At 41.6% G+C, this 16,447-nt stretch carries 15 protein-coding genes; all 15 read left to right on the top strand.

From position 1 onward, the window contains the following. Window positions 1-8 precede the first annotated feature (8 nt). Window positions 9-1,349 carry an ABC transporter substrate-binding protein gene (locus T356_RS0112465; protein WP_026514771.1) on the top strand — a complete coding sequence of 447 codons (1,341 nt, stop codon included), beginning with the start codon at window positions 9-11 and terminating at the stop codon, window positions 1,347-1,349. Between the two features lie 26 nt (window positions 1,350-1,375). After that, window positions 1,376-1,558: a hypothetical protein gene (locus T356_RS0112460; protein ID WP_026514770.1), complete on the top strand. Its 183-nt coding sequence runs from the start codon at window positions 1,376-1,378 to the stop codon at window positions 1,556-1,558. A gap of 526 nt (window positions 1,559-2,084) precedes the next feature. Then, window positions 2,085-2,711, top strand: a complete 627-nt coding sequence (locus tag T356_RS20880; protein ID WP_081777845.1) for an excisionase — start codon at window positions 2,085-2,087, stop codon at window positions 2,709-2,711. 86 nt (window positions 2,712-2,797) lie between these two features. Next, entirely contained in the window at window positions 2,798-3,970 is a 1,173-nt protein-coding gene (locus tag T356_RS0112450) for a tyrosine-type recombinase/integrase (protein WP_026514769.1), read from the top strand. Window positions 3,971-4,105: 135 nt separating this feature from the next. Continuing rightward, complete coding sequence (gene ychF, locus T356_RS0112445; protein ID WP_026514768.1) at window positions 4,106-5,203, top strand: redox-regulated ATPase YchF; 1,098 nt, start codon at window positions 4,106-4,108, stop codon at window positions 5,201-5,203. Window positions 5,204-5,217: 14 nt separating this feature from the next. Next, window positions 5,218-6,219, top strand: coding sequence for a prolipoprotein diacylglyceryl transferase (gene lgt / locus T356_RS19380; protein ID WP_242846611.1), 1,002 nt, complete (start codon window positions 5,218-5,220; stop codon window positions 6,217-6,219). Window positions 6,220-6,423: 204 nt separating this feature from the next. Further along, on the top strand, window positions 6,424-6,864 hold the full coding sequence (gene mraZ / locus T356_RS0112435) for a division/cell wall cluster transcriptional repressor MraZ (protein WP_026514767.1): 441 nt from the start codon (window positions 6,424-6,426) through the stop codon (window positions 6,862-6,864). 9 nt (window positions 6,865-6,873) lie between these two features. Further along, entirely contained in the window at window positions 6,874-7,812 is a 939-nt protein-coding gene (gene rsmH, locus T356_RS0112430) for a 16S rRNA (cytosine(1402)-N(4))-methyltransferase RsmH (protein ID WP_026514766.1), read from the top strand. A 37-nt stretch (window positions 7,813-7,849) separates the two neighbouring features. Further along, window positions 7,850-8,293 carry a cell division protein FtsL gene (locus T356_RS0112425; protein WP_026514765.1) on the top strand — a complete coding sequence of 148 codons (444 nt, stop codon included), beginning with the start codon at window positions 7,850-7,852 and terminating at the stop codon, window positions 8,291-8,293. Window positions 8,294-8,309: 16 nt separating this feature from the next. Then, a complete protein-coding gene (locus tag T356_RS0112420; RefSeq protein WP_026514764.1) occupies window positions 8,310-10,637 on the top strand; it encodes a penicillin-binding transpeptidase domain-containing protein in 2,328 nt (775 codons plus the stop codon). Window positions 10,638-10,664: 27 nt separating this feature from the next. Further along, entirely contained in the window at window positions 10,665-11,630 is a 966-nt protein-coding gene (mraY, locus tag T356_RS0112415; RefSeq protein WP_026514763.1) for a phospho-N-acetylmuramoyl-pentapeptide-transferase, read from the top strand. A 15-nt stretch (window positions 11,631-11,645) separates the two neighbouring features. Beyond that, window positions 11,646-13,016, top strand: a complete 1,371-nt coding sequence (murD, locus tag T356_RS0112410; protein WP_026514762.1) for a UDP-N-acetylmuramoyl-L-alanine--D-glutamate ligase — start codon at window positions 11,646-11,648, stop codon at window positions 13,014-13,016. A 28-nt stretch (window positions 13,017-13,044) separates the two neighbouring features. Next, window positions 13,045-14,202 carry an FtsW/RodA/SpoVE family cell cycle protein gene (locus tag T356_RS0112405; RefSeq protein WP_026514761.1) on the top strand — a complete coding sequence of 386 codons (1,158 nt, stop codon included), beginning with the start codon at window positions 13,045-13,047 and terminating at the stop codon, window positions 14,200-14,202. 94 nt (window positions 14,203-14,296) lie between these two features. Further along, window positions 14,297-15,046, top strand: a complete 750-nt coding sequence (locus T356_RS0112400; RefSeq protein ID WP_242846610.1) for a cell division protein FtsQ/DivIB — start codon at window positions 14,297-14,299, stop codon at window positions 15,044-15,046. A 102-nt stretch (window positions 15,047-15,148) separates the two neighbouring features. Next, window positions 15,149-16,399, top strand: a complete 1,251-nt coding sequence (ftsZ, locus tag T356_RS0112395) for a cell division protein FtsZ (protein WP_026514759.1) — start codon at window positions 15,149-15,151, stop codon at window positions 16,397-16,399. The last annotated feature ends 48 nt before the right edge of the window (window positions 16,400-16,447 follow it).

The raw sequence follows: 16,447 nt of genomic DNA, 5'->3' as shown, positions 1-16,447 counted from the left end.
GATGTAATATGAAGAGAAAAATTATATCATGTATATTGGCAACGGGCTGCGTTATATCGCTTTGTTCGTGTGGAACTGACAATGCCGCTCCTAAAACAGAAGCTGGTATAGAAGAGAGTTCACAGCAGCCAGAGCAAACTGAACAGTCTGAGACTGTTAGTGCAAGAGATGTTTATATTTTACCACAGCATTTAGATAATCCGAATTTGGTGATTGTTTGGGATATGTCAGAAGAAGAGTGGGAGAATTTTAAAGCAAATGATTCCAATGCATTTAACCTTGTATGGTCAACAAAAGAAGCCTTTGAGCAAATGTATGGTGGTACTGTAACTGTATATGGCGTAGGCTGGGGTGAAATGATCAACAAAACAACTGAAATGGTTGAAAAGGGTGAGGTCTGTGATTTGGTTCAGGCAAATGATCAGAATTTCCCACGATATGCAAACGATGGAATTGTACAGGATGTGTCTAAGCATGTAAATTTGGACGATGATTTCTGGTATGATAATGTAACAACAGCTTTCACTTTTGGAGGAACTCCATATGCGATGGGGGCAGATGCTAATCCTGTAGTAATTAGTTACAATAAGACCCTTTTTGAACAAAAAGGTGTGAAAACGCCTTCGGAATATTTTGAGGAGGGGAATTGGAACTGGGATACCTTTAAAGAGGTTGGAACTAAAATGGCAGAAGACACCGATGGTGATGGAGAAAATGATATTTATGGCTTTGGCTGGTGGGATTCATTTTATGTTCAAGTGCTAAATGCAGATGGCACTACTGCTTTAGTTTACGACGATGAGGGTAAAGTTCATAGCAATTATGCGAGTAGTGAAGCTAAGGAAACTTTCGAATTTCTTCAGGATGGATATTGTAAAAGCAAGTATATACAGCAGCCAGGAGTAGATTTTGTAGAAGCATTTAAGAGTGGAAAGCTTGCGATGACATGTGAGTATGGTTTTGCTGCAAAATCGGTTTATGAGTGCGATTATGAAGTGGGATGGGCACCACTTCCGACTGGACCATCTGGAGAGGCATATAGCAGCGGAGGAAGTATTGCAGGCTTTGCAATTCCTGTAACGAGTGCAAATCCAGAGGGGGCAGCAGCTTTTGCAAGAATGGCATACGAGATGCAGCTGGATTATAATAGACGTCAGAGAGTTGAACAGAATGGATTGCAGGAAGTTGAATTAATGAATGAACTTTCAAAGCACATTTACTTTGCACCAATCGGTGTAAATAATTATTGGGATGCTCAGTGGATTGTTGCTAATGGTATAGTGACAGGTCAACCAATTCCAGAATTTACAAAAGAAGCAGATGATAAATTGAGAGAAGGAAATAAATAAGCAATGAGAAATGGGAGGTGGAGTACATGACACTTCTGATGAGAGATAGAGAGAAAATTGAAGAAGGAAAAAAAGAAGGACGAAAAGAATATCAGCTACTTCTTAGGGCTATTCCAAAAGAGTCTGATGATTTTACGCTTGCCCTGACTGCTGAAGACGATGTCATTGAAGCTCTTATGGAAAAATATAATATCTATTCTGAAGAATAATATATGACACAGCTGAATTATCGGTGTTTAAAATGATTTTTTATGATTAAGTTTTTGCGGCTTTCACTTATAGTATAGGTGAAAGCTGTTTTTATTTTTTTAAATAGACTTATTATTCCCCTTATTTCTGTAGTTATTAGTGAAGGGATTTTCCCTTGTCTGTACTTTGACAAGAGAATATACATTCACTAAGTACGTTCCTGTAGTATGTAGCCCCAAAGGTACGCCTTGCGCGATATAGCCTCACTGGAATGTCGGTAGCACCGGCACTGGCGATGACAACTACGGGTATAATGATACTTCCGCTCAGCCACAACTCATCGTAATGGGAGCGGTCTTGCGAGAACCGCAGGAAGGGGTGAGCCTATGGAGCTGTGCTGCAGCCGCTTAGTGATTTCCCGTAATCTCCGGGGCGCCGTGGGCAAATAGGAGAACATATAACTGTTTGATTTTAAGAAGGTATTCCGCTGTGTACTGGCAGTGGGTGCCTTCTTTTTACTTCATAATTATAGGAGAGAATACACATATGAAAGAGATAAAACGTGGTGATATATATTTGGCAGACTTGGGAGATAATATAGGGTCTGTACAGCGAGGAGAACGGCCTGTAATCGTCGTTCAGAATAATAAAGGTAACAGATATTCACCAACAATCACCGTGATACCAATTACAACCAAAATTCATAGGAGCAAAGGATTCCCGACACATGCCATCCTGGATCATATGGGAGGATTAGATGAGGAATCGGCATCCATGGCTGAACAGATAACTACAATTAGCCGCGGCAAGTTGGCACGGTATATAGGACATTTAAATGATAAATTCATGATTTCCCATATAGATAAGACATTGCAGATACAATTGGGGCTTTTTACGCCAGCAAGTGGCGTAAATTACGCCAGGGGCAAAGCCGCAGAAATACTGGATTCTTTCGGTTTGGGGAGTGAAAAAAGTAGCGGAATTGGCGTACCGATATGGTACAAGGTTTCCCTAACCGTTGAGGAAGCTGCAGAATATTCCAATATAGGTGTCAATCGCATCAGGGAATTGTGCAAAGATCCCATGACAAAGTTTTCGTTTAAGGTGGGAAAAAAGGTTTTGATCAAGAGAGAAGCATTCGATGAGTATTTGCGTGGCATCAGCTTGATGTAGTTGTGCTATGCTTGAAAATATCGCGTTTCTGTGTTATTTTGTTATACGCATGAGGATGCTCTTTTTAATATGAAAAGGAGCGTTTTATGGGAAAAGATTTAAGAGGCCGGGAGATGGGCGAAGGCATCATGCAACGCAAAGATGGTCGCTACTCGGCACGATTTACAAGCAGAAGAGGACGTAGAGTAGAGAAGTGTTTCGATACTGTTGCTGATGCAAGAAAGTGGTATATGAGAAACAAGCTTCAGGATGAGCAGGAAGGTGAAGAATCCATAGAGTATACCATGACGGTAGACCAATGGTTTCATTACTGGTTGAAGACTTTCAAGAGCAACCTGTCACCCAATACCATTCGTAACTATACAGATCGTTATTACAGCGATGTAAAGAATGCGATCGGTGATATGCTCTTAGTAGATGTGAAGGCAATGCATTGCCAGCAGATTTTAAATAATATGGAACCATATTACGCGAAATCCACCATCTATCAGACATACATCTGTATAGGCTCTATGTTTAAATCAGCATTGAAGAACGACTTGATTACGAGGCATCCGCTGGATGGTGTTGATTTCAAATGTAACAAGATGAAGAAGCCGATTCGATTCTTGGATTTAGAGGAACAGAACATTTTCCTTGCGTATGCCGACAAGAACAGCAATGCCAAGGCTTTTCGCTTAGTATTGCAAACGGGATTAAGAACGGGTGAACTGGTAGGTCTTACCTGGGATAACTTTGACAGAGTAAAGAGAACGCTTACAGTTGATAAGACGATGGAATATCGTTATGAGAGCGGAGCCTGGAGAGTCGGCCCGCCTAAGACGATGTCAGCATTTAGAACCATTCCTCTTACCAATGAAGCGTATGATATTCTTTTCGAGTTATATATTAAAAGGGAGACCAGAAAGGAATCGCCGGTACTGTCTCGGGTACTTACATTCAGAGATCCCAGAACCGGTTTGGTACGCGAAGTGTGCATGCAGGATTTGATTTTTATCAACTGCCGTACCGGCGAGCCAACCAAGAATTCAACGTATGATACCAATCTGGAGAAGCTTTGCAGAAAGGCTGATATTAAGCCATTCAGCATGCATGCGTTGAGACATACTTTCGCAACCAGATGCGTCGAAAGAGGAGTTAATCCTAAGTCTTTACAGAAGATTTTAGGACATGCACAGTTGTCAACCACAATGGATACTTATGTACATGTTACAGACGATTCATTACAGGTTGCGATGATGCAGTTTCAGGCAGTTTAAGTTGCCTTGTTTTTTTACACCAAAATTTTGGGGAGTAAAAAAATAATAAAAACTTATCATTTCTGGCGTAAAAATTGCGAAAATCAGACATGGTGAAACAAAAAAACCCGTATTTACGGGCATGGAGGAATAAAAATGAAACTAGGAATCGTGGGACTTCCGAACGTCGGAAAGAGTACACTCTTTAATTCACTTACAAATGCAGGAGCGCTTGCTGCGAACTATCCGTTTGCTACGATTGACCCTAACGTGGGCGTTGTTGCTGTTCCGGATAACAGGCTTAAGCAGCTCGGTGATCTTTATCATTCAAAGAAGGTTACGCCTGCAACTATAGAATTCGTTGATATTGCAGGACTTGTTAAGGGAGCATCTAAGGGTGAGGGACTCGGAAACCAGTTCCTTGCAAATATACGTGAGACTGATGCTATTGTGCACGTTGTAAGATGTTTTGAAGATCCTAACGTTGTTCACGTTGACGGAAGTGTTGATCCCACACGTGATATAGAGACAATTAACTTAGAACTTGTATTTGCCGATCTTGAAGTTCTTGAGCGCAGAATCGCTAAGACTGCAAAGACAGCAAGAATGGATAAGACCGCAGCCAAAGAGCTCGAGACATTAAATAAGATAAAAGAGGTTCTTGAAGCTGACAAGATGGCTAGAGAACTTGAATTTGAAGATCCGGAAGAGCTCGCTTTTGTAAACAGTCTTGATCTTCTTACATGGAAGCCTGTTATCTACGCTGCAAATGTAAAGGATGAAGATCTCGCCGATGACGGTGCTTCAAATCAGTATGTTGCGGCTGTAAGAGAACTTGCATCAAAGTCACACAGCGAAGTGTTTGTTATCAGTGCACAGATCGAAGCTGAGATCTCAGAGCTTGATGAGGGTGAGAAGGCAGAGTTCCTTGAGAGCATGGGACTTACAGAGTCAGGACTTGATAAGCTCATCGCTGCAAGTTACAAGACACTTGGCCTTATGAGCTTCCTTACATCAGGTGAAGATGAGACAAGAGCTTGGACAATCAAGATCGGAACAAAGGCTCCTCAGGCAGCAGGTAAGATCCATACTGACTTTGAGAGAGGCTTTATCAAGGCGGAAGTTATCAATTATCAGGATCTTCTTCGCGAAGGCTCTATTGCGGCAGCAAAAGAGAAGGGACTTGTGCGTATGGAAGGAAAAGAGTACGTAGTCCAGGATGGAGATGTGATTCTGTTCAGATTTAATGTTTAATAGGGAGGAGCAATATGACTGCTGGCGATATGGGGAAAATGGACATTGCTTTTCCTAACCTGAATATTTATCTGAGTAATGTCCCCAAGAGCTTTGAAGTTTTCGGATTTACAATTGCACTCTATGGAGTAATTATAGGAATGGGCTTTTTGCTGGCTCTTTTCCTTATAGCGAAGGTTGCCAAGAAAACTGATCAGGATCCTGATATTTACTGGGATCTTGCGGTTTATGTAATTATCTTTTCCATAATAGGAGCGAGATTATATTATGTAATTTTCTCCTGGGATAGCTACAAGGATGATCTTCTGAGCATTCTTGCGATAAGAAACGGCGGACTTGCTATTTATGGCGGTGTTATTGCCGGGTTCACTACGATCTATATCTTTTCAAGAGTTAAGAAGTGCAAGTTTTTGAGACTTGCAGATACGGTTATGCCGGGACTTCTTTTGGGACAGGCAATCGGAAGATGGGGTAACTTCACTAACAGAGAGGTTTTTGGTGAGTATACCAATGGGCTTCTTGCGATGAGACTTCCTGTTGAGATGGTCAGAGGCAGTGATATATCCGATCTTATGATACAGCACATGGATGGCGCCAATTATATTCAGGTTGCGCCGACGTTTCTTTATGAAAGTTTGTGGAATCTCGGGCTTCTTGCGATAGTGCTTCTTTATACAAAGCACAAGAAGTTTGACGGTGAGATCGTTTTGCTTTATCTTGGTGGATACGGAATCGGAAGAACCTGGATCGAGTATGTGAGAACGGATCAGCTCTATGTGACAGGGACTCATATACCGGTATCAATGCTGATCGGAGCATGCTGCTTTGTATTTGCTGTTATTGCAGAGGTGATCACACGCGTGAGACTGTCTAAAGTGACGGCAACAGGCACAGATACGGCAGATGAGAAAGATTCGGAAGAAAAAGAAACGAAAGATAAATCTGAGACCGGATCGGAAATTGATACAAAAGAGATTTCTGAAAAAGAGCCGGAGGATGAATCAAAAACAGAATAATGTACATATAATTAGCTTAAAAGCGATTAAGAAGAGTCTCGAAAGAGGCTCTTTTTTGTGCTTAAAAACTGCTTTACCGGCGCCATATCTAAGCTAATACTTTAGCAAAATTTTACGTTTTTAAGGTTGTTTAATGATTAATTTTGTTTTATAATGACTTCAGGTGGTAAAAAGTGTTAAAAAGTGGTTGAAAGTGGGAGATAAGTGGGAACAGCATTTAAAGGTGAATACAGCCATTCCATCGATGCTAAGGGAAGGCTCATAATTCCTGCTAAATTCCGTGAGCTTCTTGGTGAACAATTCGTGGTTACTAAGGGGTTTGACGGCTGTCTTTTCGTATTCGCCGAAGAAGGCTGGGAACAATTTGAAGCAAAACTCCAATCACTTCCTATGGATAAACCTGAAGCCAGAATGTTGGGACGTTTCTTTATCGCCGGCGCCATTGACGCAGAGCTTGATAAGCAGGGTAGAATACTTCTTCCCTCAAATCTCTTGCAACACGCCAAGATTGAGAAGGAAGCGATAATTGCCGGAGTCGGAAACAGAGCCGAGATCTGGAGTAAGGCTGAATGGGAGAAGGCCAGCACGTTTGATGATATCAATTCAATTGCGGCCAAGATGAGCGAATATGGCTTAAGTATCTAAGGAAAACACATGGAATTTAATCACTATTCCGTACTTCTTGAGGAAGTACTTGAAAATCTGAATATTAAACCCGATGGAATATATCTGGACGGAACTCTTGGGGGAGCCGGACATTCTTTTCACATCGCTGAGAAGCTTACTGAGGGTGGACATCTTTACGGAACGGATCAGGACGAGGACGCAATCAACGCGGCGACTGAGAGACTTGAACCGTTTGCGGACAGAGTCACTGTCATTAGGGATAATTACGAGAATGCGGTGAAGAGATTAAGAGAGCTTGGCGTAACCGGAGTTGACGGAATATTACTCGATCTCGGAGTGTCTTCATACCAGCTTGACAATGCCGAGAGAGGTTTTACTTACAAAGAGGATGTTCCTCTTGATATGAGAATGGATCAGAGACAGGAACTTACAGCAAGGGACATTGTCAATGACTATTCTGAAACAGAGATATTTCATATTATAAGAGATTTTGGCGAGGACAAGTTCGCTAAGAATATAGCAAAGCACATTTGTATTGAGCGTGAGAAGAGCCCCATAGAGACAACCTTCAGACTCAACGAGATCATCAAGGCAGCCATCCCTGCCAAGATGAGAGAGAAGGGTGGTCACCCGTCAAAGAGGACTTATCAGGCAATACGAATTGCTTTGAACAGAGAACTTGATGTTTTATCAGGTTCTTTGGATGGATTCATAGACTTTTTGAATCCCGGGGGGAGACTTTGTGTTATCACTTTCCATTCATTGGAAGACAGGATAACCAAGAATAATTTCAGAACAAACGAGAGACCTTGCACATGTCCTCCGGATTTCCCGGTTTGCGTTTGCGGAAAGGTTTCGAAAGGCAAAGTAATAACAAGAAAGCCCATACTCCCAAGTGAGAGAGAGCTTTCGGAAAACAAGAGGTCACAGAGCGCCAAACTCAGAGTGTTTGAGAAAGCTTTGTGACAGCGAAGCATCTAAACTATGAGGAAGGAGAATGAATATGGCTAACGCATACATCCATGGCAGCACAGTCAGACGAATATATGAACCTGATCAAGTGCGTAGAAGAATCCATGTTCAGGAACCTTTAAGAAGACATAAAAAGCGTCATCATATGAGCTTAGGTTATTTGCTGTTCTTATCATTTGCTATGCTTGTGATGGTAGGAACCTTAGCTTTTTATATTTCGCTTCAGTCAAGAGTCACAACCAGTATGAAAAATATATCCAAGCTCGAAAGCCAGCTTAATCAGCTCAAACAGGATAATGATGAAGCCTATAACAGAGCAAACGGAAATGTCAATCTTGATGAGATAAAGAAGATTGCAATTCAGCAATATGGAATGACTTATGCTTCTGAAGGTCAGATAGTTACGTATTCCGACGGGGGCGGTGAAGATTATGTGAGACAGCTCGCGCCTATACCGCAGACACCAAATAAGTAATAAGGAATATTTTGCTATGAAAACAGTAAAAGAGAAAGCAAAACAGAAATTTACAATAGGAATGAAGAAAAAGCTGGTAGTACTTTTTGTGTTGGTACTACTGGCTTTCGTTGGATTAGGAGCCCGGCTCATAGCCATCACTAAGAATAACGGTGAAGAGTATGAGAAAAAAGTTCTTTCACAGCAACGATATGACTCCAAAACAATTCCTTTTAAAAGAGGAAAAATCCTTGATTGTAAGAATTCTGTTCTGGCATACAGCGAGAAAGTCTACAATGTAATACTCGATTCGACGGCTTTTTTAAGAGATGATTCAAAGTACGTGGAGCCTACGCTCAGTGCTCTTAAAAAGTATTTCGGAGATAAGATCGACACTGCGAAGTTACAGACTTATGCAAAAGATAATCCGACTTCCAGATATTACATTCTTGCCAAAAAGCTTTCATATGATGAGATCAGAGGATTCCAGGAACTCATTACTCCCGGAAATGATAATTATGATTCCAATGTCCAGGGAATCTGGTTTGAAGATGATTATATAAGGAAGTATCCCAACAATACTCTTGCAAGTGACGTTATCGGTTTCACCAGCAAAAAAGAGAATGAGGGAATGTACGGTCTTGAGGAGTATTACAATGATGTACTTAACGGAACCGTAGGAAGAGAGTACGGCTATCTCGATGATGATCTTAAACTTGAGAGAACAACAATCCCTGCGGAAGACGGAAATGATATTGTTACTACCATAGATGCTCATCTTCAGGAAATAGTAGAGAAGTATCTTAATGTATATAATGATGAGTTCAAGAATAATACACATGCCGGAAACGGTGCGGACAACGTGGGATGCATAATGATGAATGTCCACACGGGTGAGATTCTTGCAATGGCAAGTTATCCGAATTTTGATCTCAATAATCCGTGGGATACATCCAAACTTGTGGGAATGCCTGAGTTCATTTCCAAAAAAGAAGATGTAACGGATGAACAGGGGAATGTCATTAAGACTATTGTAAAAGTGGAAAAGGCAAAAGATGAAAAGGGCAATACCGTTTATATTTCGCAGGACCAGGTTGACGAGTTCAACAGCAGTGATGATGCGGAAATAAACGAACTTAAGATGCTCAATCTGAAAGCGCTTTGGAAAAACTTTTGCGTATCGGATACATATGAGCCCGGTTCCGTATCTAAGCCGTTTACTGTTGCTATTGGAATCGAAAGCGGAACTATTACGGGAAATGAGTCATATGATTGTCCCGGTTACTATGAAGTTGGCGGACACAAGATTCACTGCCATAACAAAAATGGTGACGGAACACTTACAGTAGCTGAGTCCATTGAGAGATCCTGTAACGTTGCAATGATGAAGATTTCTCATGCAATAGGTATTCAGACTTTTTCAAAACTTCAGAGAAACTTTGGATTTGGACTTAAGACTAATATCGATCTTGCAGGTGAGTCAAGAACGGATACCCTGGTTAAAAGAGCCGGCGGAGAAGACGGACTTACACCTACCGATCTGGCAACATACTCTTTTGGACAGAGTTATAACTGTACGATGATAGAGATGATAACTGCTTTCAGTTCGTTGGTAAATGGTGGATATCTTTATGAACCTCATGTTGTAAAGAAAATCGTTTCAAGCAGCGGCTCAACAATCAAGAATATTGAACCAAGGTTGCTCAGGCAGACTATTTCGGAATCTACTTCCAAGAAAATCGTGGAGTATTGTAACACGGTTGTAACGGGAGAACACGGTACAGGTAAAACGGCAAGACCGGTTGGATTTATGATCGGTGGTAAGACAGGAACAGCTGAGACGGTTCCGCGTAACAAGAGAGATTACGTAGTTTCTTTTATGGGATACGCGCCTGCGGACAATCCTGAGATCGCAATCTATGTTGTTGTAGACAGACCTAACTATCCTGTTCAGGATGATGCTAAGAGAGCAACTTATATCGTGCATAATGTTCTTACTGAGGCTCTTCCTTATCTAAACTATCCTATGACAGAACCGATAAGTGAAAAAGAACAGAAAGAGCTCGATGAGTTCAAAGAGAAATATGACATTATTTCAGTAGAGCCTGTTGTAGAAGCGGCTACTGAAGCAAGCTCAGAGGTACAGGAAGAAGACTCTGAAGCAAATAAAGAAAAAACTGACGAAAAAGATGATAAGCCCAAATTGGATTGGGAATCATTTGACGTTGATCCTGCGACGGGGTATTATATTAACCCGAATACAGGTCATCTTTACGATCCTGATACCGGACATGAATTTGGCGCCGGAACCATGGATGAACTGGAAGGTGACGATGATTCGGCCGAGAGCAGCAGTAATAATTAATTTTTTAAAAGTAGTGGGGGTGTACACGTGAATGATTACATTGTAAGAACATTGATACCGGTATGCACATCATGCCTTATAGCGGTGATTGCCGGACCTAAGATAATATCAATGCTTAAAAAACTGAAAGCGGGACAGACTGAGAGAGTTGAGGGGCTCGAGTCTCACCAGAAGAAGACAGGAACGCCGACAATGGGAGGCATAATCTTTTTACTTCCCTTCTTTATTATAGGTGTTTGCTATGCGGCATTTCATAAGGAAGTAATACCGGTTCTTATTCTTACATTCGGTTTCGGTGTTATCGGATTTATCGATGATTACATCAAGGTGGTAAAAAAACACAATCTGGGACTTAGAGCCTGGCAGAAATTCTTGGGACAGCTCATTATCGCAGTGATTTTTTCGATTTATGTTGAAAATTTCACCGACATGACGCTTGCTATGAGATTCCCTTTTTTGGATACCACTGTTGATTTTGGAATAATGAATATTCCTATCTTGTGTTTCATAGCACTTGGAACTGCTAACGGAACTAACTTTACGGACGGAGTTGACGGACTTTGTGCATCGGTAACAGCTGTTGTTGCTGGATTTTTTGCATTGGCAGCCATGCATTACGGTTCTACCGGAGCAGAGGTTATGGCAGCATCTATGCTTGGTGGACTTCTCGGATATCTTGTATTCAACGTATATCCCGGAAAAGTCATGATGGGAGATACCGGTTCGCTTGCTATCGGCGGATTTGTTGCAGCAATAGCTTATGTTATGAATATGCCTCTTTTCATTGTGATCGTAGGATTTATCTATTTTGTTGAAGTAATTTCAGTTATCATGCAGGTTACTTATTTTAAGCTTACTAACGGAAAAAGAATCTTCAGAATGGCTCCAATCCATCATCATTTTGAAAAAGGCGGATGGTCTGAAACAAAGGTAGTTAATGTATTTACAACGGTAACAATTATTTTATGCCTTATAGCATATGCAGGTTTATAACAGAGGTTGAGAGATATGAAAGCTAGTGATATCAGTGGAAAAAAAGTTCTTGTGATCGGTACGGGATTGTCGGGAGTGGGTTCTGTGAGACTCCTTCACCAGGTTGGTGCGGTTCCCGTAATGCTTGAAGAGAATACCAAGGTTACAAGAGAAGATATTGTAAAGAAACTTAATGATGAAGATAAGGACAATACGGAGATTATTATCGGAGAGATTTCAGATGCGGTACTGGATGAGCTTGCGCTTGTTGTTCCAAGTCCTGCGGTTCCTCTTGATGCACCGACTGTTCTCCGTATAAAAGAGAAGAATATTCCCATTTGGAGCGAGATTGAGCTTGCTTACAATTTTGCAAAGGGCAAGATCGTTGCCATTACGGGAACAAACGGAAAGACTACAACAACAACTCTTGTGGGCGAGATAATGAAGGCTTATTTTAAGAGCAGCTATGTTGTCGGAAATATCGGAGTATCTTATGCGGAGAGTGCGCTTGAGATGACAGATGATTCCGTCACGGTCGGAGAGATCAGTTCTTTCCAGCTCGAGGCGGTTGATAATTTCCACGCGCAGGTTTCGGCTATTTTGAACATAACACCCGATCATTTGAACAGACATCATACAATGGAATGTTATGCTCAGATGAAGCAGAATATTACCAACAATCAGACCAAAGAGGATACTTGCGTACTTAACTATGACAATGAGTATACAAGGGCTTTTGGAGAGAAGTGCCCCGCTAAGGTGGTGTTCTTTTCCACATCGGAGAAACTTAAGGACGGATTCTATCTTGACGGCGAAGATATATATATGAGCATTTCGGGCGAAGCTGTCAAAGTCATGAATATTCATGATATGAATCTTGTCGGAATGTGTAACGTTGAGAATGTTATGGCTGCTATTGCGATGGCTGTTGCGATGGGAGTACCTTTTTCAACTATTCTCAGAGTTGTTCGCGATTTCAAGGCTGTTGAACACAGAATCGAGTTTGTTGCGACAAAGAACGGCGTAGACTATTACAACGATTCCAAGGGAACAAACCCTGATGCGGCAATTCAGGGAATTAAGGCTATGTGTAAGCCTACCATCCTCATCGGAGGCGGATATGATAAGGGAAGCGAGTATGACGAGTGGATAGAGAACTTCGGCGATACTGTTAAGATGCTTGTTCTTATCGGACAGACCAGGGAAAAGATTGCTGAATGTGCTGAGAAACACGGATTTACCAAATATATATTCAAAGATACTTTTGAAGAGGCGCTTGAATATTGCAGCGCAAATGCACAGGAGGGAGAGGCGGTGCTTCTTTCACCTGCATGTGCAAGCTGGGATATGTTCCCGAATTACGAAACCAGGGGAAAGAAGTTCAAGGAATATGTCAACAAGCTTTAAAAATACTACAATGAGGGGATGATTTGATATGGCAAGAGCCGGGGTAAGGGTATTAAGAAGGCAAAGAGAAGAAGTTTATATTGATTACAGTATGATATTCATAATACTTTTCCTGCTTGCTTTCGGACTCGTAATGATCTATTCGACAAGTACATATTGGGCTAATCTCAAGGTCGGAGGCGATTCGTCGTATTACTTCAGGCATCAGTTCGGAGCGGTGCTTGGTGGAATTGCAGCCATGATGTTTATGTCTTATTTTCCGTACGGGCTGCTAAGAAAGCTTTCGTTTCCTTTGTATGCAACTTCAGTTGTGTTACTTTTTCTGACTCCGATTATAGGAATCAAGCTTAACGGTGCCAAGAGATGGATTAAAATCCCGGGAATTGGTCTAACAATTCAGCCTGCGGAAATTGCCAAGATCGCTGTTATTGTATTTATGGCAAGTATTATCTTAAAACTCCAAAAGCTCCTTCTTACGCCGAAAGGATATGGCGTTGCGGTCGGATTTCCTGCTTTTCTTGCACTGCTTATCCGTGCATGTACAAAGAATCTTAGTTCGGCGATTATCGTTATGGCTATTGCCATTGTTATGCTTTTTGTGGCAACTCCCGGATATAAGAGATATGTTGTGGCAGCGCTGTCGGTGCTTGGTTTTGCAATAGTCTTGGTTCTTATAATTGTCAATGCCGGAAAAGGAGGCGGAGGCTTCCGTTCAGAACGAGTTCTGGCTTGGCTTGATCCCCAGGCACATGCGAGCGGTAAGGGATTCCAGACGCTTCAGGCTCTTTATGCCATTGGATCAGGCGGAACATTTGGAAAAGGTCTTGGTGAGAGTATGCAGAAGATGGGATTTATTCCCGAGGCGCAGAATGACATGATTTTTTCAATCATCTGTGAAGAACTTGGACTTTTCGGCGCGATCGCGGTAATGCTTATGTTCCTGCTTCTTATCTGGAGACTCATGATCATTGCGAATAATGCACCTGATATGTTTGGAGCACTTCTTGTTATCGGCGTTATGGCGCATATAGCTATTCAGGTTGTGCTTAATATCGCGGTTGTTACCAATACAATTCCCAATACCGGAATCACACTTCCTTTTATCAGTTACGGCGGTTCTGCTGTTATTACTCAGCTTGCCGAGCTTGGTGTGGCACTTAATGTGGGAAGAAATATAGGAAGATAGTTTGGATATGGCAAAAAAACGCAAAAAAAGAAAAAAACGTTCATATGCTGCCAAACCGGCTTACACGCCATTTATGAGATTAAAAGACTCCTTTATGTATAAACGGAGTCTTTATATTATTGTGTTCATTGTCGGCTTTACGGTCTTTGCGGCTATCGCAGGCGTTATATATATTGCTGACAATTACACGATCAAGAACGTTGATGTTCTTGGAAGCACGCATTATACGACAAAAGAGATAGAAGATATGGTAATGACGGACAGCTTTTGCCATAACTCGATGTTTCTTGCTGCAAAGTACAGGAACAAGAGTATAGAGGATGTTCCTTTTGTCGAAAAGATTGATGTGGATATTGTTTCAAAGGATACGGTTGAAATAAATGTCTACGAAAAAGCTATTGCCGGATATATAGCATATCTTGGGCGTTATATGTATTTTGACAGAGAGGGAATTGTTGTAGAAAGCTCACTTGAAGCATCCGATGATGTTCCGCAGGTTATGGGGCTTGACATTGCGCATGTCGTACTTCACGAAAAGCTACCTATAGATGAGGATCACAGGGGTGTGTTCGAGCAAATCCTTAATGTTACTCAACTTTTGGATAAACATGAACTTCATGCAGATAAGATATTTTTTGACGACGATTATAATTTATATCTTTATTTTGGTGGAGTTGAGGTCAGTTTGGGTAAAGCTGACTTTATTGATGAAAAAATCATGCAACTTCCACACATTTTACCGAGTCTTGAAGGTAAGACGGGGATTCTCAATCTTGAAGAGTACAACGAAGATAATAAAATAACTCAATTTGAGCCTAAAAATCAAGGAATTGTGTCTGAGTAAAGTGAAATTTAAACAAAAATCTACTTAAAAAACGGGTTGATAATTGAGTAAAAAAATCGTATCATAGCTAATAAGGAGTCCATGTATGAAGGAGGAGAAAACTTGCTTGAAATAAAGTCAAACGATGCTGAAACTACTTGCAAAATCATCGTCGTAGGGGTTGGCGGTGCAGGTAATAATGCTGTTAATAGAATGGTAGATGAAAATATTACCGGCGTGGAGTTTGTCGGTATTAATACTGATAAGCAGGCACTTCAGCTTTGTAAGGCACCCAAGCTTTTACAGATTGGTGAAAAGCTTACAAAGGGTCTAGGAGCAGGTGCTAAGCCTGAGATTGGTGAGAAAGCGGCAGAAGAGAGCGCAGAAGAGATTTCTGCAGCGCTTAAAGGTGCTGATATGGTATTTGTTACGTGCGGTATGGGCGGCGGAACAGGTACAGGTGCAGCGCCCGTTGTTGCTAAGCTTGCCAGAGAAATGGGGATTCTGACAGTAGGCGTTGTAACAAAGCCTTTCAGCTTTGAAGCACGTGTACGTATGCAAAATGCTATGCTTGGTATCCAGAATATCAAGAATAATGTTGATACACTTATCATAATCCCTAATGATAAGCTTCTACAGATTGTAGACAGGCGCACTACTATGCCTGATGCTCTTAAGAAAGCGGATGAAGTTTTACAGCAGGCCGTACAGGGAATTACAGACCTTATCAATGTTCCTGCTGTTATTAACCTTGACTTTGCCGATGTTCAGACCGTTATGAAGGATAAGGGAATTGCTCATATCGGTATCGGTAGCGGAAAGGGCGATGAGAAGGCTATTGACGCCGTTAAGATGGCGGTAGAAAGTCCTCTTCTTGAGACAAAGATTAATGGTGCTTCCAGTGTTATCATCAATATTTCCGGTGATATTACACTTCAGGATGCATCCGATGCTTCTGAATATGTTCGTCAGCTTGCAGGAAATGATGTAAATATCATCTTCGGTGCAATGTATGATGAGAGTAAGACAGACAATTGTACAATAACTGTTATCGCAACAGGTATTGATGACAAGGCTCAGGCTACACAGCCTAAGGCTGCTACAACGCAGAGCGCAGCAAGTCGTGTATTTGCTTCAGCTCAGCCCACACCGGCTCCCGCGCCTACACCGACACCGGTTATTTCTACACCGGTTACACCGATCGCGACGGTACAGCCTGTGCAGCCGATTATTTCACCTATCTCAGCTGTTACTGATGCTCCTGCCGCATCTGCGACACCAAGACCGGGGCTTTCAATTAACAGACCCAGCGAGATAAAAGCAACAGTGGAACCCAAATCTCTCAAGATTCCGGATTTCCTTCAGCGCAAGTAAACCAAAAACTTCCGCATTACTGCGGAAGTTTTTTATTTGATAGGAAAT

It is taken from the genome of Butyrivibrio sp. LB2008, from assembly GCF_000621565.1.
Taxonomy (GTDB): domain Bacteria; phylum Bacillota; class Clostridia; order Lachnospirales; family Lachnospiraceae; genus Butyrivibrio.
Note: the sequence above shows the minus strand (reverse complement) of the source record. Positions and strands in the feature narration are given on the sequence as shown.